Below are 24514 nucleotides of genomic sequence, written 5' to 3'. Positions count from 1 at the left end.
CTTAGTGTTGCAAGTTAATAATGATTGCTTTAACGCTCTTTTTGGTATTAAACGGTGGTAGAAGTAAAAAATAATTTTAGATAATCAGGTATTCTTTCATCTAGCCAGTAAATAGGCTTACCTGGCGTATTACCACTAATAAACCCTACATGCCCACCTTTTTTACTTAATTCTAAGGTCACACAATCTGGTAATTGCTCAGCAGATGGTATAACTTCAGGTGTCATAAAGGGATCATCTTGTGCATGAATAATTAGTGTTGGGGTAAGAATATTTGGTAAATAATTATAAGAACTTGCCTTACGATAATAATCATGAACATTAGCAAAACCATGTAAAGGTGCCGTGACATGTTCATCAAATGTCCAGAAACAGCGCCATTTTTCTATATTTTGCAAAGCCTCGGGTAAATTATTAGTTAAAATTGCGCGCTTATTACCAAACACATGTTGTAAACGACGTAATAGATGGTTTTGGTAAACACGAGAAAAACCTTGATTAATTCTGTCCGCAACCAATCTTAACTGAAAAGGAACAGATACTGCTACAGCGGTGACTAATAAATCCTGCTTACCAGATTCGCCTAGCCATTTTAATAATACATTGCCACCAAGTGAGATACCTATCGCTGCTTTAAGGCTGTGTGGTTCTGCTTGAGCTAGGCGCTTAACAATAAAATCAAAATCCATGGTATCACCAGAGTGGTACGCGCGAGCCAAACGATTCGGCTCGCCGCTGGATCCACGAAAATGCATTAAGACTGCACGCCAACCACAGTTATTTAATGCCTGCATTAAGCCGCCAGCATAGGGTGATTGCATACTGCCACCTAAACCATGCAATAAAATGACTAAAGGGGCATCAGTGGGCAATCCGTTACTAGCCCAAGCTAAGTCAACAAAATCCCCATCTAATAATTCCACACGCTCTATTTTATCAACAGGGGCTTTGACTTTGCGAGCCAATGTTGGATAAATGGTTTGCGTATGAGCAGAGGGTAACCACCATGCTGGTTTAAAACTACTATTAATTATCATTTATTAAGTATGGTATGCTGGACTAAATTCTTGTACTGCTTCAATCATAACAGCCACTTTCTCAGGCGCTATATCAGGTGTAATGCCATGGCCTAAATTAAATACATGCCCAGACCCATGCCCATAAGAGGCTAAAACTTTTTTTACACTATCGCGCAGGGCAGAATTTTCCTGATTGAGAAGGCTAGGCTCTAAATTTCCCTGTAATGCAACATGATCGCCAACTAAAGCTCTGGCATCAGCTAATTCACAAGTCCAATCGATACTCAACGCATCACAACCAGTCGCCGCCATTTCCTTCAACCATTTCCCTCCCCCTTTAGTAAATAAAATAATGGGGATCTGTGGGTAATGCTTTTTAAAGGATGTAACAATTTGCTGCATGTAGTTCAGAGAAAATAATTGATATTGTTCGGTCGTTAATAGCCCACCCCAGGTATCAAAAATCATGACAACATTCACACCTGCCAACGCTTGTGCAAGTAAATACTCAGTTACCGCTTGCGCAAGCTTGGCTAACAAAGTATGAGCACTCTTAGGTTGACTATTAATTAATGCCATCATTCGGTTAAAGTTACGGCTACTTTTACCTTCAACCATGTAACAAGCTAGAGTCCAGGGGCTGCCAGAAAAACCAATTAAGGGTAAATCAGTAGGCATTTCGCGCCGAATTAATTTGATTGCCTCCATCACATAAGCTAAATCATGCTCTGTCTTAGGGACGTTTACTTCTTCAATCGCTTGTATTGAATGGAGTGGCTTATGAAAACAAGGCCCCTCACCTTCTACAAAATAAAGACCTAATCCCATCGCATCAGGAATAGTTAAAATATCTGAAAATACAATAGCTGCATCCAAGGGAAAGCGCCGTAAGGGCTGTAAGGTGACTTCGCAGGCTAATTCAGCATTCTTACATAAACTTAAAAAATCCCCGGCCTGGGCACGTACTTGGCGATATTCAGGGAGATAGCGCCCTGCTTGCCGCATTAACCAAACAGGTGTACGAGGTATAGGTTCACGCCGTAGCGCTCTTATTAAAAGAGAATTAGTAACATCAATCATATCTATCCAATATAAAAAAATTTATTCTATCATCACTTTGATAAGGGATAAAAATAATTGCTTAAATAATGTGAGTTCGGTACAAAAACGATAGCGTAAAGTTTGGATCGCTAAATGAACGCCCTATAAAATACTTAGCTTTCATTACCCTCGCACAACATCCTTGGATACCGCGGTCAAGCAATGTAGCCTGGGTGAAACGAAGTGCAACCCGGGTTCCGGCCCTCTGGGCCTGCACCCAGGCTACATGATAATTCACAAAATGCCATGGCTTGACCGGTATCCATGGTTTTTGCAGTATCATTAATTTCAATGCTGACTAAGGGCGAATAGAACAATTAGTGTCTGTATTTAGTGGCTCTATTGAATGTAAGTCAATAAATTCTAATCGTCTAGCCAATGAACCTTTAGGATCAAAACCTGGATGGCACCTAGCATGTGCTCTTAAATTAGCAAGAACATGTTCAAGGGCTATACCTTCTTCAATCTGCTCAATTGCCTTTTTTACTATAACATGATGATGCCTAGCCCAATGGCCAGTAATAAATAGCTGGAACTGAGGAGAAGGGTAAGTTAGTTTAGAATAATCATTAAGTATAGCTAGTGTATTGTCTTTAAAGCTATTTGCCTCATTCCATAAATGCTGATACCGCTTGTTAAGAACAGTTAGGCGAGTTTGTTTGATAATGTCTAGTATACCCATGTCAGCTAAAAATTTTTGTTGCTGTAAAGTAAAAACATTAGGCTGGTTCTCAATATAGTCTTTTAACTCCTTATAAGCATTTTGCAAATAATTGGGAGGTTGTGCCTGTAAAAAGCTATCAATTTCTGCGTCTTTAAGATCAGTAAGCATTGCTAATGCTACAACTAATTTTAAAAAAAGATTAGCTTGGTTAATCGTTGCTAGTGTTTTTTCTACATCAATCACATAGCGTGTATAGGGGCAAAGAATTTGATTTAAGCTTAATATTTCTCCCTTAGTAGAGAGTAATTTTTTTCTATTTTCTTCTATGATTCCTGTTTGTAACAGAATAAGCTCTTCTAAGAAGGCGCTAATAGGATGATGCTCAATAGTTGCAGTATTGCCTTCATACCTTTGCCGATTACGTACTATTTCATGAATACGAACAATGTAATTACGAATGAAATTAAATTCACTAAACCAGTTAATTGGCTGGAGAGTAATAGATAAATTGAGGGGCAGATTGATTAATAAAAAAAGAGTAACATCCAACCGTTGACAGACCGTGGTAAGGCTCATACCGTTAAGATTTTTTTCTACCATTAAGAGTAGGAGCTCCTTATAAACTGCCTCTTCTTCATTACGAGGTGTATGCTGGGCTAGCGCTAATTTAATAAATGACTTATCTTCCAGCCCTTGTGTATATAAATGACGGCTTGTTTTTAGTAGATGTTGTAAACTTATTAATGTTTGTTTAGAAAATATACGCACATTAGGAAGGTGCTCACCGTAATAAATAAATACAGGATCATTAGGGATAACAAGACTAATGGGATCACAAATATTAGATATTTGTTCGCTCACTGACTTCTTCTGCATGAGCGGTAAATTAACTTTGCTAAACATATTTTAACCTTCTCTTTTATTACTTAACTCAGCAGTTTAAGAGAGCTCAATAATATTATTTTGATAATGTGTCTTATACCATAAATTATTATTCCATTAAAAAAGTTAATTGTTCTTTATTGCTCTAGCGATAATGAATTGCTATGCTAATTTTTTTTAAGCGGATAGATGAAATGGATCATATTGAAATCTCAGGCCTGACCGTTGCCACAAAAGTTGGTGTACATAATTGGGAAAAACGCATTATACAGCGTTTATTATTAAATATTTCTATCCCATCTGATTTTACTGATTGCGCCGATGATCTTAATAAAACAATCGATTATTCTAAATTAGCAGAGCTAGTGACCACCTTCATTGAATCTAATTCATTTAATTTAATTGAAACAATTGCAGATAGTGTCGCCCAGTTAATTAAAAAAGAATTTAATCTAAGCCAGGTGAGTGTTAGTGTTAGTAAGCCACATGCTATTAAAAACGCCAACGATGTACGAGTATGTGTTACCCGCTAAGCTTCTAATTTACGGGTAATCCCTAATTAACCTATTTAAAATATAATTGAATAGTTAGACCACAAAGCCATTCGACACGATTTCTTCAGCAATGTCTGGCCTTTGGTTAATATTGTTTTTAACACACTTGTCAAAAATGAAGCTTCTATGATTTAGCTCTTCACTAATCACAGGTCTATCAGTTATTAAGGCCTGAGCACTTAAGTCTTCTTTACTGGTTAAACTAGGCTCATCGTTAGTTACTGAGTGACCTTGTTCAGACAACAAAGAAGTTGCAAATAATATAGCGAAAGTACTTAATAAGCCAATTGCAGATAACGTGCACACACTACTAAACGCGGCAACAGCGGTGGTAAATGCAATCATTGGTAATGCCAAGCCACCTGTGGCAATAGTGGCGGCTAAAACGCTGCAAATAAGCAAGGTACTTGCACCTAGTAATAAACCGATTGATAAATTCGAGCCCAAGAGTTTTTTAGGCCATGAAACAGCGTCATCAAGCGTATTGTCAATAACAAGCTGGGTTCGATAAGAATTAAATAAAACAAAAAGCGTTGTTGATAGCATGATACCCATAGGAATTAATGGGGAAACAGCGATACCAGCTATAGAAAAACTAATAATAAACGCTAAAAAAGCAAGGGTACTATAAATTAAAATGCCTTGATTTTGAGCGATATTTTGCTTTAGAGAACGATTTAATTGATTATGTTTAAATAAATAATCTAATGAGCCATTTAAACAGATGTCCGTAAAAAAGGCTGTTTTATCACTTGACTCCATCGCACAACTTAATGGTGCAACGCGACAACAAGGTGCATCATTTAAGCCATCACCGACAAAACAGACTCCTTTTGGATTAATGCCAGGCGTATTTATAAGATTAGTTAAAAATAATTCTTTGTCTTTTGGTGTTTGACCTGCGTGTATATCCTCTTCGGCAAAAACAGAATTAATCTGCTTATTAAATCCTATAGCTGATAGGTAATTATCGCCTGTTAACATAATTATTTTCTTGCCCTCGCTCTTTAAGCGGGCAAGTGCTTCTACAATACCTTTTCTTACCTCATGTTTAATATAAATAACCCCTTTATAGACACCATCTTCGGCGACATAAACCGCTGAAAAACCTTGTTCAATTTTTGAGTTATTAATTTCTGGAAGTAGAATGTTATTATTTTTTAGATAGGCAGCACTCCCTATCTGAATTACTTTTTCTTGTACACGTGCCGTGAACCCACGATTTTTCTCATCTATTTTGCAGTCTTTAATTTCATCAAAAAGGACTTGCCCTGTTGCATTTACTTCATAATGCTTTTTAATTGCTTTTGCCAAAGGATGCTCTCTACCATAGGCTTTTTCTAATAAATAAATTCTTTGCCACAGTGGCGAATTTATAGGAATATCAGAAGATTCAACGACTGAGTTGCCTGTAGTTAACGTTCCTGTTTTATCAAATACAATCGTATGTATTTCATCTGATTGCGTACTTAATAAACTTTCATCACGCAAATGAATTCCTTTTTTACTGCGGTAAAATATGCTGAGTAAGCTTGGTAGTTGATGAGCAATCGTAATAGTGCATGGGCATAATGAAAACAAGAAGCCAATGACGTTTGGTAGAATGAAGGGTAGCAAACCAAAGGCAGCAGGCGTGACTATAGCCCCGATAAGACCAATAATAATTAAAGCAGTATAGAGGTAGGCAAATTGAGGTACTGCGGCTGGGGTAGACGTATTTCTAGCGCGGTTTGCACGAAGTAGCAAATTATTAACTGTGCTATTATAAGCAGCCTTGGTCGCATATACGGTGACTGCTTGGCCAAGATTAACTGCACCTGCAGGAATGTTCTGCCACAGCTGCTTGCTTTGTTGCGGCTCCCCTGTTAAAAGGGAAGCATCAATAATTGTGTTGCCCTGAATTAAAATACAATCCACCGGAAAGCACTCGCCCGGCTTAACCTCAATAATCATGCCTTTTGTTAATAATTTTTTCTGTTCTTCTCTTGTTTCTGCTGTGGTTAATATTTTTTGAATGAACGATGCCTTGTCATCATCTCCCTCATTTAAAGGAACAGCCTCAGAAACAATTTGACTTTGCTGGTTAAGGATGACATTCATATGAGATTGAAGCGCTAATTCATCCATTTCTGATAATTGGTAACAGCGGTATTTTTCAGCCATTTGTGGGAATAAGGTTTTTATCCCCTTTAATTGTATTTTTTTAGATTTTTCAAAAATCAGGCGTTTAAGTTCATCCATACCATTGATGCACGTTATTAACATAATTGGCATCATAAAATTCATAAAGATCATGGAAAAACTGCTGGCTAAAGGCATACTTATACTGTGAAAGAGTGTATGTGCTAATGATAAAAACCAACCAAGGCTAATGGTAGTCGACATATTAACTACGTTTTTAGTACGTAAATTACGAAAAAAGTTAATCAAATAGTCGCGTGCGGTAAATGCGGTGGTTAAAAAAGAAAATGCCGTCAAACCAACCGTCAATAAAATTGAAGGTGGGAAAATAAGAGCCAGAGTAGTAACCGCCCCCAGAGCAATAAGGTTGATTAATATATTTATCCAATTAGTCTTATTGTGTAGATTATTTTGCTGCTCTTTTGGATTATCAATGACTTCAAATGCGATGTCTTCTTTAATCTTGGCTGACAAAATGGTGTGAAAATTGTCTGCTTTAAAAAAATTATCTGCCTCACTCTGAATAGTGATTGTGTAGTAGTGAGTACCTAAAACGCTAGGCTCAGAGTAAATAATAAGCTTGGCATCGGCAGGAAGGAGTTTTGTTTCAATACACTCATCAATACACGAATGAAGAAGGGTTTCAATGGTACTGCCACAATTTTCAGGACACATAATGCCAGAAACAAGAAAAGAATCTTGAAAGATAATCTTTTTTTTCATAGGAAAAATAACCAAATAGAAAACGCTCTACTTTAAAATACTTCGTATATAATTACCACCGAAAAGAAGCGCCGCTACTTGCTTTATCTGTTCAGCCTAGATTTAATGAAATGACTTACCAAATGATAGAAAGCAATGTCCGTGGATTAGCAAGGGGTTACTAGACATCAATTTTGCGAATCATGCCTTTCATACGTTCACTCCTTGCCACAGCAAGCTGTGCTTTTTCTGCTTCAGCCCGGGATGGGAAAGGCCCAACCACTACTCGATACCAATTGATGTTCTCTTTTAAAAAAGGAGAGATCGCAACATCAAAACCACGCAATACTAAAGAAGCTTTTAAGTGTTCCGCATCTTGACGCTTATTAAAAGCAGCAATTTGAATTAAAAATGCCTCTTTCGCATGGCGATTAGTCGGCATTATCGGTTTATTATCAACTGAATTGAGCAGCTGTCGGCTTTGCTGGGTAGTTGCCTGGGCTAACGAACTAGCACCTCGCTGATTAAATGCAGGTTGCGGCAAAGTGGGTTGAGCCGTCGTAGCCCCTTGTACAGCAGCCCCTTGCGTCGCTAAATTAGTTGAAGATAAGGGCGATGACACCGTTTGACGAGAAGACTTACTATTTGCCATGACACGATTACTTGGCATGGGTGGCGAGTTATCTTTCGCTAAAAGTGTGTAAAATTCAAATTTTGGCTTAACAGACTGGTGTTTTACTACTTTTTTTACTTCAGAAGGCTTGTCACTATTTAAAACATTTTTATTAACCCACGTGGTTAAGCTTGTAAAATCAAATACGGTTGCAGTTAAATAACCGCATAAAAAAGAAGTCAGCAGCATCACTAATTGTTTAGGCACATTACTGCGCTGCCTAACATGTCTTTTTCTAACATAATCCTTTGCCATCACATGCTCTCAGGGGTTGAAACACCTAATAATTGTAATCCATTTCTTAACACCTGCCGTACCGCACTAAGTAAGCACAGGCGGGCGTTACGTATTGATTCATCGTCACATAATAAAATTATTGCATTGTAATAGCTATGTAAACCATTAGCTAGTTCTCGTAAATAATAAGCTAATTGATGAGGTTCGCAATTAGACGCTGCTAAGTTAATGGTTTCTGGGTAACGACTTAAAAGAGTTAATAACGCGATTTCAGCAGGCTCAGCCAATTGATTAACACCTTGTAATCCTTGCTCCATATTAAAAGTATGCCCTCTTTCTTGTAACTGACGAAAAACACTGCAGATGCGTGCATGAGCATATTGAATGTAATAAACTGGATTTTCATTGGATTTCGACTTCGCTAAATCAAGATCAAAATCCATGTGTTGTTCTGGTTTGCGCATCACATAAAAAAAGCGCGCTGCATCATTACCAACTTCTTCGCGCAACTCCCTTAATGTTACAAATGAGCCGCTACGGGTAGACATTTGCATGCGTTCGCCACCACGATATAAAATAGCAAACTGCACCAACATAACATCTAACGCCTGCTCATCATGGCCTAATGCCGTCACAGCAGCACGTACTCGGGTAACATAGCCGTGATGATCAGCGCCAAAAATATCAATCACCCGGTCAAAGCCTCGATTATATTTGTCCCAGTGATAAGCAACATCTGACGCAAAGTAGGTTGTTTGTCCATTGGCTCGAATTAGTACTCGGTCTTTTTCATCACCAAACTCACGTGCTTTAAACCATAAAGCGCCCTCATCTTCATAGGTATGATCTGACTGCTTTAGAGTATTAATTCCTTTTTCAATTGCTTTACCCTCTAGCAATGAGCGCTCAGAAAACCAACAATCAAAATGCACACCGAACTCATCTAAATCATCTTTAATATCAGCAAGGACACAATCAAGCGCCTGCTTGTGAAATAAGTTAAAACCTGAAATACCTAATAATGATTTCATTCGTGCGATGATGGCATCAATATAAATTTCTTTATCGCCACCCTGCGGCTCATCAGGCGGTAACTCTTGGCTAATCACTGACCACGGATAACTGTATTGGCGATCATGGTTATGGAGAAAGTCTTTGGCAATATCTTGCACATAGCTACCGCGATAAGCATTAGTAGGAAATACAATGTCCTCGCCTGTTAACGCCACATACCGAAGCCATACGCTGGCAGCCAAAATATCCATTTGTCGGCCAGCATCATTGACATAATATTCGCAACTAACATGGTAGCCTGCCGCTTTTAAGATATTAGCTAAGGTCGCTCCGAAAGCCGCGCCACGGCCATGACCAACATGTAGTGGGCCAGTTGGGTTTGCCGACACAAATTCAAGAATAATTTTTTTATTTTGGCCAAGATTAGAGCAGCCAAATCGGTCTTGCTCTTTTAAGATGTGAGCAATTATTTCTAATAACGTGTCATTGCGTAGAAAAAAGTTAATAAATCCGGGACCTGCAATTTCTATGCGCTCAACCGACGGATGGGGAGCAACTGTATTAATAATCAAATCAGCGATCTGTCTTGGGGATTTTTGGCAAGGTTTTGCTAATAATAAAGCTAAATTGGTAGCAAAATCACCATGACTAATCTCTTTAGTACGATCAACCTTAATATCGATAGCCAGATCGGTAGGAAGGATATTTTGCGCTTTAAGCTTAGCGAGCGCATCTGTCAATAACTGTTCGACAATGTACTTCATTAGATTTTTCGTTTATCAAAAGGCAACTATTATGCGCTTTTTCATGCCAGAAGCAAAGCTTTACTAATTAATCTAATTGCTCATTACTATTTTAGGTAAAGATTTGTATTTTCTACTCCTCAACTGGCAATTTCTCATAGGCTTTTCTAATGTAACCATCTTGCGATAAGATAATCGCAATCGGTCTCGTTTTATCAAAATGAGCAAAGACAATCATCATCATGACCGTAATTGGTACAGCCAGAAACATCCCTAATACACCCCAGATTGCTCCCCAGAGTGCTAATGAAAATAAAATAATCAGAGGGCTTAAATTTAAAGACTTCCCTAAATACTTTGGTTCAAGGTAATTGCCAATAATAAAATGAATAAATACAAACCCTATGGAAATAATTAAAAAGGGCAACCAGTTATCAAATTGGATCATCGCTAATAGAGCGGGAAAAACGGTGGCAATAATAGCGCCAATATTAGGAATAAAATTTAAGAAAAAAATAAGCAGTGCCCAAAACTCCGCAAAATCTAAACCAACTATTTTCATTAATACCCAACTGGTAAGTGCTGTTATCACACTTAGAAGGGTTTTTATACCTAAGTAAGTCTGGGTATCGTGTACGATATGATTAATAATATTATCTACAATTTCCCGATGTTCCGTTTGTGGAAAAAGCGCATCCATTTTTTGCCTCAAAAAATGTTGCTCAACAAATAAGAAAACAACATATAACGTAATAAGAACAGCTGAGCCTGTCACGGTAGTAAAGACAGAATAGACACCAACTAATAAATTTTGCACGCTAAGATTTTTAATAAAACTATCAAAGCGAGCTAACATTTTAATATGAAAAAAATCATCGATACCTTTAAAAATTCCCATTAAATTTTCTTGATAGCGGGGAGCTGCATCAATTACTTCTATGACATTATTAGAAATAATGTTGACTAAAATCATCACTAGTAAAGTAACTACTAGTAGAGACAGTACCATCCTAAGCCAGCTTGGTAAGCGCACGCCGAACACAGGAATATGCTGCATCGACACATTAATTGTATTGAGTAAGTTCCAAATAAAAATGGCTAAAACAAGTGGGATAAGTAAACCGCTGCCGACAATTAATAAAAATCCAATCAAACAGACTAAAACAGTACCTGCAGCAAAGGTAACAGTACGATTCATCCCCTAACTCCCCTAATTTTCACTTTCCAATTCAACACTTGCCCCATTTCCTGCTATTATTCTTTCTTTTATCTTAATTATCATAACGTGCTGTCTCAATCTTGTGAAATATTACCGGGCGTCGGGCCTGCATTAGTCGATAAGCTTAGTCGATGCGGTATTAAAACGATTGGCGATCTTATCTTTCATCTTCCCTATCGTTATCAAGATAGAACACGCATTACCCCTATTCAAGACCTACGTCCCAATGAATACTGTGTTATCGTCGGACAAATTTGCAAAATTGAAGTTAAATATGGCAAACGAACGATGCTTGATTGTTATGTCCAGGATAAAACAAGTGGACTCTTAAGGCTACGCTTTTTTCATTTTAATAAGCAACAATTACATACTCTTAAAACGAATACATGGTTACGTGCTTTTGGTGAAGTACGCGAATTTGCTAATCAATTTGCAATGATTCATCCCGAATATCGAATTTTAGCCAATGAACAAGATATTACAGTTGATGAAACACTAACGCCTATTTACCCAACCACTGAAGGATTAACGCAAAGTCGATTGCGGCAATTAATTAAGCTAACCTTAACAGAATACCAATTAGACCTAGAACAGTTAGAATGGATGTCGCATGAGCAATTGCAAGCTTATACTTTTCCTTCTTTAGCTAAAGCCATTACTTTTCTTCATAATCCCTCACCCGATACCACAATGAATACCCTTGAAGAAGGAACTCATCCTGCGTTACAGCGCATGATTTTTGATGAATTACTTGCGCAGCGCCTAAGCATGCAATTTGCCAGACAATATCGCAGTCAGTTTTATGCACCCTCTTTATTATTAGATGAAGCATTAATTAACCAATTTATTAGCCAACTCCCCTTTAAACTTACCGAAGCTCAACTGCGTGTCAGCCAAGAAATTAGCCAAGATTTAGTAAAAGATAAACCGATGCTGCGGTTAATTCAGGGCGATGTTGGTTGTGGGAAAACAACAGTCGCAGCCTTAGCTGCTTTACAAGCGATTGGGCAAGGTTATCAAGTTGCCCTAATGGCGCCTACAGATTTATTAAGTGAGCAACATGCCCTTAATTTACAAAAATGGTTTGCACCACTAGGCATTAAATGTGCCCGCCTAAGTGGAAAAATGAAGCTAAAAGAGAGGCGAGAAATCTTAGGGCAATTAGTAGCCCACGACTGTCAACTGGTAATAGGTACCCATGCCTTATTTCAAGAAGGTGTTGAATTTAGTCGCTTAGGGTTAATTATTATTGATGAGCAACACCGCTTTGGCGTAGAACAACGGCTACTCTTGCAGCAAAAAGGCCAATACGATCAATGCATTCCTCATCAATTATTAATGACAGCAACACCTATTCCAAGAACACTGGCAATGACACAATTTGCTCACCTAGATATTTCTATCATTGACACCTTACCTCCAGGCCGCGTTCCCGTGCATACGGCAGTCGTTAATCAAGCCAAACGTGATCAAATTATAGAGCGCTTGCAAACAGCAATTGCTAAAGGAATGCAGGCTTATTGGGTCTGCACGCTTATCGAAGAGTCTGAGAAACTGCAATGTACTGCAGCTAGCCTAACTGCTAAAACACTACAAGAGCAATTGCCTGATGTACGTGTAGGCTTAGTCCATGGCAAAATGAAAGCCCTTGAGAAAGAAGCTGTCATGGGCGCGTTTAAAGAAGGGGAATTAAATTTATTAGTGGCAACCACAGTTATTGAAGTTGGTGTGGATGTGCCGAATGCAAGTTTAATGATTATTGAAAATGCAGAGCGCTTAGGCCTTTCGCAACTTCACCAACTACGAGGCCGCGTCGGCAGAGGCAATAATCAATCTTATTGCTTACTCCTTTATCAATCGCCCCTATCAGAACTTGGCGCTGAGCGCTTACAAATTATGCGCGCTACGTCAGATGGCTTTGTCATCGCTGAAAAAGATTTACAATTGCGGGGTGCCGGCGAATTTTTAGGCACCAAACAAACAGGATATCGCCAATTTAAAATTGCCAACCTTCATCGCGATCATGCATTGCTGCCTCAAGTATCGAATTGCAGTAATCATTTAATCAATCATGATCCAGAGAAAGCTCGCCTAATTGCAGAGCGCTGGCTAGGCGAATTCGAGCAATTTTTACAAAGTTAATTGCATATATTTTCTAGTTAAGCATTTGATTATGTAAAAAATAATTCTTAATAAAGATTGGTTTATTTTATTACATAAAAAGTCAAGACTAGACTTTATTTTTTTCTCTGTTACTATAGCGAGCCTTTCTTCTGCCCGCTTTCTTATCCTGTGGATAAGTGCTCTGCTTTTTTTCTCTAAGCGATTCTTTTGTTAACACACTTTTTAAGCAAAAGCCTGACTGAGCATAGCTTATTAGGTTTTCAATTATTTATCTCACTAATTTTTTTATCCACAAAAACTGTGGATAACCCTGTGCATAGGAGACTAAAACCCTTATAAATACGATCCTTAGCATGGTGGTTTACTTATTATCAATGTTGCATTTAGAAAAATTTTGGCAATATGCATGGCTAAAACTTTTTATTTAAGTAAAGGCAACTGTGCATCTTTTTTAGCACTAGCATAGCCAATTATGCTAAAGTTTGGCGGGAAAGATAATCCAGAAGCTACTATTAAGTCTACATCATTAAAATGACTTGATTTAAGGTAGGTAATAGGTAATATGCGCCTAATACTTGATTACCAATTTACAAACGCTTATGAGGATAAGCAATGTCAGATCGCTATCAGCAAGCTAAACGAGTGACTTTAATTGGGGCTATTATTAATGCCTTACTTGGGGTAATTAAGCTTATTGGTGGAATTGTTTACCACTCCCATGCGCTTACCGCTGATGGGATACATTCTTTTTCTGATTTAATTACCGATGTCATGGTGATCTTTGCTTCTAAGTTCGGTAGCCAACATGCAGATAGCTCCCACCCTTATGGCCATCAACGAATTGAAACCGCGGCAACCTTATTACTTGCACTACTATTGGCCCTAACAGGTTTTGGTATCGCTTGGGACGCTATTGATGAGATAATTCAAGGGTTTCATAATATCCCTGCTAAGATAACTTTATTTATCGCTCTCTTCTCTGTTTTTTTAAATGAAATCCTCTTTCATTACACGCGTTTTATCGGCCAACAAATTCAATCGTCTCTTATTATTGCTAATGCTTGGCATCATCGCTCGGATGCTGCCGCTTCGTTAATTGTTACTATTGGTATTATTGGCAGCTTCATGGGTTTTCCTTATTTAGATGCAGTGGCTGCTATTGTTGTGGGCTTAATGATTATTAAAATGGGCTTAAATTATGGTTGGAGCAGCGTTAAAGAACTAGTTGATACCGCCATAGAGCCTGAGCTTCTTGAAGAAATCAGAAAGATTATCCAACAAGTTGATGGGGTTCAACGCATTCATCAGTTACGTAGCCGCTCAATGGGTGAGAATATTTTAATTGATGTCCATGTGTTAGTGTCGCCTTTTATTTCGGTGTCAGAGGGCCATTTTATTGCCCAACACGTTCATCATCTCCTAATGAAGCAATTTAAACGTATTAATGATGTGATGGTTCATGTTGATCCAGAAGATGATGAAGTGAATTGCCCATCGCTCCATTTGCCAAGCCGCAAAACGTTAGAAAATACGTTATTAAATTTATGCAAGCAGCAGTTTCCGAGAATCCAAGATTGGACGTTGCATTATCTAGACGGTAAAATGCGGATTGACTTAATTCATCACTATTCACATGAACAATTAAATGAATTAACCGGCTTTCTTAAAGCCCAATTACCAAAGTATCCTTTTATTATGCAGATTTATTTATTTTATGACGATAAATTTATTGCCAATAGCTAACCTTACCTTCTATTATTCAGCCTTTATAAATGCTTAGGCTTTGGATGAGAGATAAAGATGACAATTGCTACTAGTTTAAAATTAATCTTTGGCTTAGCAATAGTCGCGGTTATTCTTTTAGCAGGATGGTATCCTTTTAAGAAAAGATATCGCCATGCCGAAGAACATATTGATTTTCCCATTGGCGAAACACTTGCTACTGGTATTTTCTTAGGCGCAGGGCTCATGCATATGCTGCCTGATGCTAATCATTTATTTAATGAGATGGGTTATCATTATCCATTTGCCTACATTATTACTGGTATTATCTTTCTCTTCTTTTTATGGTTTGAGCATTTAGGCAAAGAACTTTATCACCATCATGACGCCAATCATCCTGCCTTTGCTATCCTTGCTTGGGCAATGTTATCTATTCATTCCTTAATGCTAGGTGCAGCCCTAGGCCTTAATTCAAGTAATTCCTTAATCATTATGCTCTTTTTAGCTATTATTACCCATAAATGGGCTGAGAGCTTTGCCATTGCTATTCAATTAAATAAGAGCTCCCTTAGCATAACAAAACGCTTAATCTTCTTTTTAAGCTTTACTATGATGACGCCTATAGGTATTTTCATAGGCTGGTATTTCGGTCGCGGCATCGAGACCCACTCATTATTTGATCCAATTTTAATTGCAGCCTCTGCTGGTACCTTTCTTTATTTAGGCACATTGCATGGGCTTGAGAAATGTGTGATGGTAGAACGTTGTTGTAATCTGCGTGATTTCAGTTTCGTTATCATTGGCTTCTTACTTATGGCGTCCGTTGCTATTTATGTCTAAATTTTTTAACATAAAAACCATTAATTTTAGCGTCTAGCTCGACTGCAAGACAGCATTTACTTTAGTTTATTGGTACTCTTCAATCTTTAGGGATTGCCACGATCTACTAATTATGAGTATATAATAATAAAAAGTGCAGCTTCAAGGATGGTTATGAGCCGACCAAAATTAGAAAAGAGTAAACATCATAAAGAGGCAATTAGCCTTATTAATCAGCCTGAGAAACCGCTACGTGCAAAACAGCATTATGATAGGATAGCTTGCGTATTCCAAGGTGGAGGATCATTAGGTGCCTATCAAGTAGGGGCTTACCGCGCTATTCGTGAGCGAGGTTATTTACCAAATTACCTAACAGGTGTTTCCATTGGCGCAATCAATTGCGCGATTATTGCTGGCAATCCCCCTGAAACCCAGATAGATAAATTAATGAGCTTCTGGGAGTCAATAACCCCTAAACTATTAGTAGATAATTTTTTTGACTTTAATGCGAACGACTTTACGCACCATTTGCATAATCATATGGGCGCAATGTACTCTATTTTTTGCGGGCTAGATGGCTTTTTTAAGCCGCGCATAATGCCTCCTGGCCCACTGACACACAATATGCCTGATGAATTAAGTTATTATGATACCTCTGAACTACGCAGCAATTTAGAGGAGCATATTGATTTTGATAGGATCAATAATAATAAAAAAGTCACGTTATGCCTTGGTGCAGTTAATATTACTTCAGGCCAAATGATATTTTTTAATAATCAAAAATGCCCAATTACGGTTGAACATGTGATGGCTAGTGGCGCACTTCCCCCAGGATTTCCTGCGATAAAAATTGGCGAAGATTATTATTGGGATGGCGGTATTTATGCAAATACGCCTCTAGTGACTGTGTTGGATGCCTTACCTCAACTTGATACACTGTGCTTTGTCGTGGATTGCTTTAGCTTACAAGGTCAGTTACCACAAACCATGGATCAAATTGAAGAACGGCAAAAAGATATCCGTTATGCCAGCCATTCCCGGCGCTTAACAAATGTTTATACAGTTAAACAAAACCTACAAGCAGCCATTCAATTTTTAGGTGATAAACTGTCTAAAGAAGCTAAAGAAGATCCTGAAGTACAACAGATTTTAAAATTAGGTCATCGTAAACGCTTAAGCATCGTACACATTATTCATCAAACTGGCCCTTACTCCCATTCATTTAAAGATTATAATTTTATTGAAGATGTGATCAAATTACGAATGGATAAAGGCTATCGAGACGCCAACGAAGTACTAGATAAGCCTACGTGGGAAAAGCAATCTGATAAAACGCTTACTTGTTCTATATATGGTGTTCGACCTGACTATTTTGATCAACATTAAGTAGACTTCTTGCCTAAGCAATTAGGCAAGAAGCTTATTGCTTATAGCTTAACAAGCACCTCTTGCAAATGTTTTACAGGTTCAACTTCAATTAAATTCTGCTTAGGCTTAGGTGCATTAGCAAAGGGGATAATTGCCCGTTTAAACCCATGTTTTGCAGCTTCTCGTAATCGTTCTTGCCCACTTTGTACCGGTCGTATTTCCCCAGCCAGTCCAATTTCACCAAAAATAATGGTCTCTGAGTCAAATACTCGATTACGTAGACTTGATACCACAGCAGCTAATAAGGCTAAATCGCTGCCTGTTTCAGTCACTTTCACGCCACCGACTACATTGATAAACACATCTTGATCAAATGTGGCTATACCACCGTGCCTATGTAACACAGCTAACAAAATAGCTAAACGATTATGCTCAAGGCCTGCCGTTACACGTTTTGGTTGCTGCCCATGTGCTTCGTCAACTAGTGCTTGTACTTCAACTAACATGGGCCTTGAGCCTTCCCAAGTGACCATGACAGCACTTCCTGGCGTGGGCTCAGGTTGCTTGGATAAAAAGATAGCTGACGGATTAGCAACCTCTTTTAACCCGCGATCAGTCATCGCAAAAATACCTAATTCATTAACAGCACCAAATCGGTTTTTAATTGCTCTTATGACTCGAAAGCGACTATCACTTTGGCCTTCAAAATATAAAACACTATCAACCATATGCTCTAATACCCGCGGCCCAGCAATCGCACCTTCTTTCGTGACATGTCCTACTAAAAACACCGCAGTCTGAGTCATCTTAGCAAATCTAACCAATTGCGCGGCTGATTCCCTTACCTGCCCTACCCCACCAGGCGCTGAGCTAATCGCTTCGGTATAGATGGTTTGAATAGAATCAATCACCATAACCTTAGGTAATTCTTTCTGGGCATGATTAATAATTGCTTCAACTTGCGTTTCTGCTAATAAGCGTAAATTAGCTGTTGGCAATTGTAAGCGTTTAGCCCGCATCGCTACTTGCTGTAACGATTCTTCCCCCGTCACATAAAGAATTTTTTCATGTTGTGATAAATTGGCAAGTGTTTGTAATAGCAAAGTTGACTTTCCGATACCCGGATCGCCCCCAATTAAAACAACCGAGCCTTCCACAAGCCCTCCGCCTAGCACGCGATTAAGTTCAGATAAGCCGCAATCCATGCGTACTTCATGATCAATGAGGACATCTTCAATCGAGGTGATAGCCGATCGTTGATTAGCATAATTGCTAAAGCGCGCGTTTTTTTCAGGTTTAATGGTATTTTCTTCAATAATTGAATTCCAAGCTCCACACTGGCTGCAGTGGCCTGCCCACTGAGAAAACGTACAAGCACATTGGCTACATATAAAACGAGTTTTTGTTTTCATAATATTAATGCTAATTTCTTGTTAACAAGGTATTTAACTTCTACAATTTATGCATACTACACTTACCCTTACTGATGTTGCAAATGACTATTCAATCTTTTAAATGGGCGGTAATTGGTGCAGGTCCAGCAGGCATTGCAGCAGTCGGTAAATTAATTGATTCAAGCGTTAAACCGAAAGATATCTTATGGCTTGATCCTTATTTTAACGTAGGCGACTTAGGTAGGCTTTGGCCAAATGTCTCTAGTAATACAGTTGTTAGTAAATTTACCGATTTTCTTTATGCATCACCTGCGTTTAATTACGAAGCTAACGCCCGCCAGTTTACTATCCATACCTTACCGAGTCATCAAACGTGCCTTTTAAAGGAAATTGTTGAGCCATTGCAATGGATTACCAATGAACTACGTACTAAGGTTCGCAGCAAAGAAACCACTGTTCAGCACTTAAACATGACTAATAAAAAGTGGGTATTATCCCAAGATTCGCAACACTACACAGCAAATCAGGTGATTTTAGCCACAGGCTCAGTCCCTTCGACCTTAACTTATCCCGATGTTACGAGCTTACCTTTCGACATAGCCATTGATAAACAACGTTTAGCGCAGGTTATTAATCTTAATGAAACCTATGGCGTTTTTGGTTCCTCTCATTCAGCCTTTATTATTATACGCAATTTGGTGGAATTAGGGGCAAAAAAGGTGATTAATTTTTACCGTTCACCTTGTCGCTATGCCATTGATATGGGTGATTGGACTTTGTTTGATAACACAGGTTTAAAAGGCGACACCGCGACTTGGGTTCGTGATCATATTGACGGTACGCTACCTAAAAATTTAATTCGGGTTAATCTATTAGAGCAAGACATACATCAACCGCTGGCTTTATGTGATCAGGTCATTTATGCCGTTGGCTTTGAGCGCCGTAATTCAATAACCATTGAAAATTTTAAACATATGTCCTATGACACGCATACAGGTATCATTGCGCCCGGCCTCTTTGGCTTAGGTATAGCCTATCCTGAATTAAAAGCTGATCCGTTTGGTATCGTAGAATCGCAAGTTGGCCTGTGGAAATTTATGCGCTACTTAAATGAAGTGATGCCTGTGTGGCTTAAGTACCGTCTTAGTTAAGGCTAGAAATATCCCTTTCTGCTATTGATGAACTTAATAAAAAAATCACATTCTGCTTCAACACCTTACACTTAAATTAATTTTAGTTCATTTAATAAACAAACTAGTAGATATAAAATAAATCTAAATGATTAAATAATTTACAATAAGATAAATTTATTATAAAATATTCTTATTTGTATATTTTTAAAACTATATGTCTACTTCAATCCAAGAAATTACAAAATTCATTCTTAACGAGCATGAAATTAACGATTTCTTTAAATCTCACCGCCCTACTTTTGAAACTATAGATGAGGAAAAAGCTAAAGGGCTCGTTTCCATGCTTGCTGAAGGCCATTCTTATAGCACGATATTAAGAGATCACTTCGATGATGATTTGGATCAACTCGCTAAGTCAGCAGCTTACGCTTTTTCGATAGGCGCAATAAATCGTGAGCAAGTAAGTAGCATTCTGGAATTTCGAGAAATGCAACTAGGTTTGGCTGGCTCAACTTTTACTGCGGTTAATAGCTTTGATTTTTTTGATGCAAATAATGAACTGACAAGTAAAGCAGCCGATATATTACCTCATTTTTTATCTTCCGAAGATAAAGATAAATTTTTAGCATTATTAAAAGATAAACCTCGTTCTGAGCAATGCTTTTATATTGTTAAAATACCGGCTATCTCACGACAAAGTATTGGCATTCGAGGGCTTCTAGAGTTAGGACACGAGCTTAAAATAATAAAAAAATCACGTACGCCTGTCATTCAAGCAAATTATGAAGGTATAGAATCTGATGAACAATATGCACAAGATAAGGAAGATGTTGTCACTGTTACCATTTTTAGTGTTGGGGCACGAGATGCATTAACCAAAGCTATTTATGGTGAACATGCTAAATCAATTTTTCCAAGCTTAGGAAAATTTTCAATTGATGACATTAAAAACTCAATAAGAAGCCATGGAAGATATGCTGCTGTTTCTTATCCAGGTGTAGAAGATACAATTTCATTTCATCTAATATTAGCACGTGTGTTTTATTCAGGTATGCATGATGAAGCACATAGAAGACTAATATCATCTATCCCTAACCCTGCTTATAAAGCTTTAATCGCGGCAGTTGATGTCATTCGCTCCCAGACAGATATTGAGTGGTCAAAAGACATTTGGGATACCATAGATATGGAAGTTGGCGAATTCTTAACAGAAACACAGGCGTATCGCAATCAAACCTCACCTGATGCCATTACTTCTATGTTTGCAAGGCTATTAAACGCAAGGGTTTTCACACAAGACAGGCCTATGGGTTTATTGACCGATTCACCCCTGATTGAGACAACTTGGTTGCTTATGCTCGATATCGTTTTAAATAAGGAAAAATGGCAGGCATTATCTATTGACGCTAATTTTTTCCCAGAAGCTTCATTTTATAAAAAAATAATTGATTTTATTGAAGCCAATAAGCAAGTTATTGTGCATGAAAGCTCACCTGCCAAACAAGTTGCCATGCTCATGGCTCGCTATTTTAATTTACCTACCACCGCTTTAGATAATATCAAATTTGAAAAGCAGGAAAGGTATGTTCAATTAGTAAAAGATGACAAACCTTTCTTTATTCCTAAAAGTTTAGCGCTAGCTTTATCAAATATGGGTGATTACCAGGCTATATTCATTGCTCAGATTAGAAAAGGAGACCTTCATTTTAGTGAAATGTCTAACGAGCAATGGCAAAGGTTATCAAAAAGGATTCAGTTAAATCAAAAAATAAATCCCAATCTAAACACTCTTCTGGCTGTAAACGGTTTAAAGATTAAAGATATTCTTGATTTTACGGATGAGAAATTCGAGTTTCTTATAAGTAATAGAATAATTAATTTATTAGAGAAAGATAGAATAACTATTCAAGAATTTAAGGCACTTAATACTAAAGATAGCGAACACCTTGCTATTAAAGGCGTATATAAACTATTTAAAAACAATAAAATAACCTACCAAGAATTTAAAGAACTTACTGACAAAGACTGTGAACGGCTCAAAGAACAAACCATATTTGCATTATTATACGATAATAAAATAACTTTCCAGGAATTTAAGGCGCTGAATGATACCAATTGTAAGCGACTCAAAAACCTCAATCTATCTAAATTACTATATAACAATAGCATCACCTTCGAGGAACTTAAGGCACTTACCGAGGTGGAATGCCGTCATCTCTACGAGGATAGTATATTTAACTTAGTTTATTCTAATAAAATTAGTTTACAAGAACTTAGAGAATTAAGCGCCTCCCGCTTGATTAATAACCTTAAAGTTACGGCTATAAACGCATTAGTTCTTAATGGTGAACTGAGTATTAATAGATTTAAGCTACTGACGGATGCGGAATTAACTAATCTTGTGCATGATAGAATAAGGCCTTTGCTATTTAATGGCATACTTACTTTTCAAAGATTTGAAGTATTACATGCTTCAGGATTAATTGAAAAAATTAAGGGCCTTGATCATGCTACATGGTTTAATATCATCAAAAATAATTTAGATATTAATGAGGTGCTAGGGCTTAATAAGCTGGTTGACGTTGATAATAGCAGTCAAAGCATAGCTAGTTCTGGCATAAGTTTTTTTGCAACAAAACTAAAAGAAGCCGCGTCAAGTTTGGCAACTGTAGTTAATAGCTTACCTAGCCTGAACTCTAATTCAACTAGTAATAAATAATCTCAATGTACCAATTGCCTATATTTTTATAAAAATATAGGCAATTCTCTTTAAAACATAGTATTTCCACGTTTCTTTAGTATACTTGACATGTTTTCAATAAGCGTAGGATAGGATGGTTATGGCTAAAGCTATTCAGTTTGAGAAATCCCTCGCAGAGCTTGACGAAATAGTTAAAAAGCTTGAGCAAGGAGATTTAACCTTAGAAGAATCCCTAAAATATTATGAAAAAGGAATTAATTTAGCGCGTAAGTGCCAAACTGATTTAACTCAGGCTGAGCAAAAAATAGAAATACTACGTTTAAACTCTTTAGATCCCGCGGGATTATGTAATGATCAATGACAAGTTAACTTACTATCGTACGCATCATGAGACATTTCTTAAGCAAGTTATTCAAAACCTAGAAATCCCTGCAAAACGCATACAAGAAGCCATGCATTATGCCTTATTTCCTGGGGGAAAACGCTTAAGGCCTATGCTTGTTTATCTAACGGGAGAAGTGATTGATGCGGCCCTGCCAAGTCTTGACCGCATTGCTGCAGCCATTGAGTTAACTCATGCTTATTCATTAATACATGATGACTTACCCGCCATGGATAACGATGACTTTCGACGTGGTAAACCAAGCTGCCATCGGAAGTTTGATGAAGCAACCGCCATTTTAGTTGGCGATGGTATGCAAGCCTTGGCCGTGGACATTTTACTCACTGAATTACCTCAATTTCTAGAACCTTCTCAAGTGATTGCTGTCACTCGTGAGTTAGTCCATGCAAGCGGCCCATCTGGTATGGTAAGCGGGCAGAGCCTAGATTTATCCGAATTAAATAATATCAATATCACTGAGGCACAACTGTGTGCTATTCATACCTTAAAAACGGGTAAACTTATTTCTGCTTGTATTAATATGGCTACGGTTGTAGGAAATCCAGATGACTCTCTAAAAGCTGCTTTATGCGACTATGCTCATTATTTAGGATTAGTCTTTCAAATGCAGGATGATTATTTGGATGCTTATGCACCTATGACGCGCTTAGGCAAAAACCGTGCTTCTGATGTGGCTAACCAAAAAATCACTTTTGCCCAACTGTATGAGCAACAGGCGCTTTTTGAATTAATTAATAGTTATTTTCAGAAAGCCAAAGATAAATTAACGCCCTTTACAGAAAAAACTAAAACACTCATAGCATTCACTGAAACACTACAGGTAAGAAGTGAGCTAGCTGAAATTTAATTCGTTATAATCCTATTGTTTAACCAATCAAGCATCCATACCTGCGATTGCTTAGGCGCTAAGTCAACACTTTGCATGCAAATAAAAGCCACATTATTTCTTTCAGCCTGCTTAAGTTTCTGCTTAATTTTGCCCAAGGAATAACAGGCGCCATTAACTGCAATCACTTTAAGCGAATTATCAATGATAGCGTTATTGTTTTTAATTTCTAAATGATGCGCTAAGGAAATTGGCCAATATTGCTTAGGACTGCGAAATGTATGCCTTATATTATTTGCTAATAAATGCGGGAAGGCTGTAAAAAATTCTGCAAAAGTAGACCGCTGCATAGGGAATGGGGCATGCGGCAAGTGAAAAAAATGCTTAGTCCATCCTGTGAGTTTAGCTGAATTTTCTTGCAACGTACGATGCTCACTACAAGTCAGCAATTTAGGAGGCTTTTGTAATAAAAAACCTTTTAACCGATAGAAATAATTTTGCCATTTTTTGCTCGTTTGCGTTTTCCACTCACCTCTAAGAACCAGTTTATTGCCTTTGAAGAAATCATCTGGTGTTACTGGTCGAATGATTGAGCAGTCATCATTTAAATAAATAAATTGCTCAGCAAGCTTAGGAATTCGCCATAACATGGTTTCAATAGCAATACTATTAAACGTAGGTAAAACATCCTCAAAGCCTGCAAAAATCTCGCGGTGATCAATTAGTTTGATTTTGGCAGCAAGCTCGGTATTTTCTAACTGCTCGATAATAGGCGGTATTTGGGCATCAGTCACAATAAAAATGTTTCTAAGCCAGGGCGCAAAACGAAATAACGACTGTAAGCAATAATTAATTTCACCACATTCATTAAAACGCGTAGGCTCTGCAGCAATAGGCCTTTGCTGCATACCTAATTTAGCTAATGCCTCGGATAATTTTACCTGATGACTTTTGTCATTACCATTGACCCAAGTAATCACCGCATCGATTGGCGTTTGAGTATGCATGAAATAGCTATTTAATATTAGAAATTTT

The 24514-nt window shown here is 37.8% G+C and carries 18 protein-coding genes; 9 read left to right on the top strand and 9 right to left on the bottom strand.

Annotated features, from left to right (window positions below):
* Nucleotides 1–47: 47 nt before the first annotated feature.
* The 3 genes from DYE47_RS03145 to DYE47_RS03135 form a co-directional block, all read right to left on the bottom strand.
* A complete protein-coding gene (locus tag DYE47_RS03145; protein ID WP_115301870.1) occupies nucleotides 48–1037 on the bottom strand; it encodes a hydrolase in 990 nt (329 codons plus the stop codon).
* 3 nt (nucleotides 1038–1040) lie between these two features.
* A complete protein-coding gene (hemE, locus tag DYE47_RS03140; protein ID WP_115301869.1) occupies nucleotides 1041–2099 on the bottom strand; it encodes a uroporphyrinogen decarboxylase in 1059 nt (352 codons plus the stop codon).
* A gap of 319 nt (nucleotides 2100–2418) precedes the next feature.
* A complete protein-coding gene (locus DYE47_RS03135) occupies nucleotides 2419–3687 on the bottom strand; it encodes a DUF5617 domain-containing protein (RefSeq protein WP_115301868.1) in 1269 nt (422 codons plus the stop codon).
* Between the two features lie 173 nt (nucleotides 3688–3860).
* Here DYE47_RS03135 and folB point away from each other — a divergent pair, with 173 nt between their 5' ends.
* Entirely contained in the window at nucleotides 3861–4199 is a 339-nt protein-coding gene (gene folB, locus DYE47_RS03130) for a dihydroneopterin aldolase (RefSeq protein WP_115303997.1), read from the top strand.
* A gap of 54 nt (nucleotides 4200–4253) precedes the next feature.
* Here folB and DYE47_RS03125 read toward each other — a convergent pair whose 3' ends face one another.
* The 4 genes from DYE47_RS03125 to DYE47_RS03110 all read right to left on the bottom strand — a co-directional run bounded on the left by DYE47_RS03125 (nucleotide 4254) and on the right by DYE47_RS03110 (nucleotide 10968).
* Nucleotides 4254–7124, bottom strand: coding sequence for an HAD-IC family P-type ATPase (locus DYE47_RS03125; RefSeq protein WP_115301867.1), 2871 nt, complete (start codon nucleotides 7122–7124; stop codon nucleotides 4254–4256).
* A 160-nt stretch (nucleotides 7125–7284) separates the two neighbouring features.
* Nucleotides 7285–8031 carry an SPOR domain-containing protein gene (locus DYE47_RS03120; protein WP_115301866.1) on the bottom strand — a complete coding sequence of 249 codons (747 nt, stop codon included), beginning with the start codon at nucleotides 8029–8031 and terminating at the stop codon, nucleotides 7285–7287.
* A complete protein-coding gene (argS, locus tag DYE47_RS03115) occupies nucleotides 8031–9791 on the bottom strand; it encodes an arginine--tRNA ligase (protein WP_115301865.1) in 1761 nt (586 codons plus the stop codon). The genes DYE47_RS03120 and argS overlap by 1 nt, the downstream gene beginning before the upstream one ends.
* Nucleotides 9792–9903: 112 nt before the next feature.
* Complete coding sequence (locus DYE47_RS03110; RefSeq protein ID WP_115301864.1) at nucleotides 9904–10968, bottom strand: AI-2E family transporter; 1065 nt, start codon at nucleotides 10966–10968, stop codon at nucleotides 9904–9906.
* Between the two features lie 87 nt (nucleotides 10969–11055).
* Between DYE47_RS03110 and recG the strand changes: the two genes are divergently transcribed.
* The 4 genes from recG to DYE47_RS03090 all read left to right on the top strand — a co-directional run bounded on the left by recG (nucleotide 11056) and on the right by DYE47_RS03090 (nucleotide 17040).
* A complete protein-coding gene (gene recG, locus DYE47_RS03105; protein ID WP_115301863.1) occupies nucleotides 11056–13131 on the top strand; it encodes an ATP-dependent DNA helicase RecG in 2076 nt (691 codons plus the stop codon).
* 594 nt (nucleotides 13132–13725) lie between these two features.
* Nucleotides 13726–14856, top strand: coding sequence for a cation diffusion facilitator family transporter (locus DYE47_RS03100; protein WP_115301862.1), 1131 nt, complete (start codon nucleotides 13726–13728; stop codon nucleotides 14854–14856).
* A gap of 57 nt (nucleotides 14857–14913) precedes the next feature.
* Nucleotides 14914–15675: a ZIP family metal transporter gene (locus DYE47_RS03095; protein ID WP_115301861.1), complete on the top strand. Its 762-nt coding sequence runs from the start codon at nucleotides 14914–14916 to the stop codon at nucleotides 15673–15675.
* Between the two features lie 153 nt (nucleotides 15676–15828).
* Nucleotides 15829–17040, top strand: a complete 1212-nt coding sequence (locus DYE47_RS03090) for a patatin-like phospholipase family protein (protein WP_115301860.1) — start codon at nucleotides 15829–15831, stop codon at nucleotides 17038–17040.
* 41 nt (nucleotides 17041–17081) lie between these two features.
* Here the strand turns inward: DYE47_RS03090 and radA are convergent, their stop codons facing one another.
* Nucleotides 17082–18434 (bottom strand): DNA repair protein RadA, encoded by a 1353-nt coding sequence (gene radA / locus DYE47_RS03085; protein WP_115301859.1) that lies wholly within the window; start codon nucleotides 18432–18434, stop codon nucleotides 17082–17084.
* Between the two features lie 83 nt (nucleotides 18435–18517).
* Between radA and DYE47_RS03080 the strand changes: the two genes are divergently transcribed.
* From DYE47_RS03080 to DYE47_RS03065, 4 genes are all read left to right on the top strand, one after another.
* Nucleotides 18518–19567 (top strand): FAD-dependent oxidoreductase, encoded by a 1050-nt coding sequence (locus tag DYE47_RS03080; RefSeq protein WP_115303996.1) that lies wholly within the window; start codon nucleotides 18518–18520, stop codon nucleotides 19565–19567.
* A 196-nt stretch (nucleotides 19568–19763) separates the two neighbouring features.
* Nucleotides 19764–22268: a hypothetical protein gene (locus DYE47_RS03075; protein ID WP_115301858.1), complete on the top strand. Its 2505-nt coding sequence runs from the start codon at nucleotides 19764–19766 to the stop codon at nucleotides 22266–22268.
* Between the two features lie 121 nt (nucleotides 22269–22389).
* A complete protein-coding gene (locus DYE47_RS03070; RefSeq protein WP_165482076.1) occupies nucleotides 22390–22611 on the top strand; it encodes an exodeoxyribonuclease VII small subunit in 222 nt (73 codons plus the stop codon).
* Nucleotides 22601–23500 carry a polyprenyl synthetase family protein gene (locus DYE47_RS03065; RefSeq protein ID WP_115301856.1) on the top strand — a complete coding sequence of 300 codons (900 nt, stop codon included), beginning with the start codon at nucleotides 22601–22603 and terminating at the stop codon, nucleotides 23498–23500. The genes DYE47_RS03070 and DYE47_RS03065 overlap by 11 nt, the downstream gene beginning before the upstream one ends.
* Here the strand turns inward: DYE47_RS03065 and DYE47_RS03060 are convergent.
* Nucleotides 23497–24486: a Stealth CR1 domain-containing protein gene (locus DYE47_RS03060; RefSeq protein WP_115303995.1), complete on the bottom strand. Its 990-nt coding sequence runs from the start codon at nucleotides 24484–24486 to the stop codon at nucleotides 23497–23499. The genes DYE47_RS03065 and DYE47_RS03060 overlap by 4 nt on opposite strands.
* Nucleotides 24487–24514: the final 28 nt, after the last annotated feature.

The organism is Legionella beliardensis, assembly GCF_900452395.1.
In the GTDB taxonomy this organism is placed as follows: Bacteria; Pseudomonadota; Gammaproteobacteria; order Legionellales; family Legionellaceae; genus Legionella_C; species Legionella_C beliardensis.
The sequence above is the reverse complement of the archived record's forward strand: the minus strand, read 5'-3'. Positions and strand labels throughout refer to the sequence as shown.

What these genes read in the sequence shown, in the direction of transcription:
- DYE47_RS03145 (WP_115301870.1), bottom strand. Translation starts at nt 1,037, where the DNA reads ATGATAATTAATAGTAGTTTTAAACCAGCATGGTGGTTACCCTCTGCT.
- hemE (WP_115301869.1), bottom strand. Translation starts at nt 2,099, where the DNA reads ATGATTGATGTTACTAATTCTCTTTTAATAAGAGCGCTACGGCGTGAA.
- DYE47_RS03135 (WP_115301868.1), bottom strand. Translation starts at nt 3,687, where the DNA reads ATGTTTAGCAAAGTTAATTTACCGCTCATGCAGAAGAAGTCAGTGAGC.
- folB (WP_115303997.1), top strand. Translation starts at nt 3,861, where the DNA reads ATGGATCATATTGAAATCTCAGGCCTGACCGTTGCCACAAAAGTTGGT.
- DYE47_RS03125 (WP_115301867.1), bottom strand. Translation starts at nt 7,124, where the DNA reads ATGAAAAAAAAGATTATCTTTCAAGATTCTTTTCTTGTTTCTGGCATT.
- DYE47_RS03120 (WP_115301866.1), bottom strand. Translation starts at nt 8,031, where the DNA reads ATGGCAAAGGATTATGTTAGAAAAAGACATGTTAGGCAGCGCAGTAAT.
- argS (WP_115301865.1), bottom strand. Translation starts at nt 9,791, where the DNA reads ATGAAGTACATTGTCGAACAGTTATTGACAGATGCGCTCGCTAAGCTT.
- DYE47_RS03110 (WP_115301864.1), bottom strand. Translation starts at nt 10,968, where the DNA reads ATGAATCGTACTGTTACCTTTGCTGCAGGTACTGTTTTAGTCTGTTTG.
- DYE47_RS03100 (WP_115301862.1), top strand. Translation starts at nt 13,726, where the DNA reads ATGTCAGATCGCTATCAGCAAGCTAAACGAGTGACTTTAATTGGGGCT.
- DYE47_RS03095 (WP_115301861.1), top strand. Translation starts at nt 14,914, where the DNA reads ATGACAATTGCTACTAGTTTAAAATTAATCTTTGGCTTAGCAATAGTC.
- DYE47_RS03090 (WP_115301860.1), top strand. Translation starts at nt 15,829, where the DNA reads ATGAGCCGACCAAAATTAGAAAAGAGTAAACATCATAAAGAGGCAATT.
- radA (WP_115301859.1), bottom strand. Translation starts at nt 18,434, where the DNA reads ATGAAAACAAAAACTCGTTTTATATGTAGCCAATGTGCTTGTACGTTT.
- DYE47_RS03080 (WP_115303996.1), top strand. Translation starts at nt 18,518, where the DNA reads ATGACTATTCAATCTTTTAAATGGGCGGTAATTGGTGCAGGTCCAGCA.
- DYE47_RS03075 (WP_115301858.1), top strand. Translation starts at nt 19,764, where the DNA reads ATGTCTACTTCAATCCAAGAAATTACAAAATTCATTCTTAACGAGCAT.
- DYE47_RS03070 (WP_165482076.1), top strand. Translation starts at nt 22,390, where the DNA reads ATGGCTAAAGCTATTCAGTTTGAGAAATCCCTCGCAGAGCTTGACGAA.
- DYE47_RS03065 (WP_115301856.1), top strand. Translation starts at nt 22,601, where the DNA reads ATGATCAATGACAAGTTAACTTACTATCGTACGCATCATGAGACATTT.
- DYE47_RS03060 (WP_115303995.1), bottom strand. Translation starts at nt 24,486, where the DNA reads ATGCATACTCAAACGCCAATCGATGCGGTGATTACTTGGGTCAATGGT.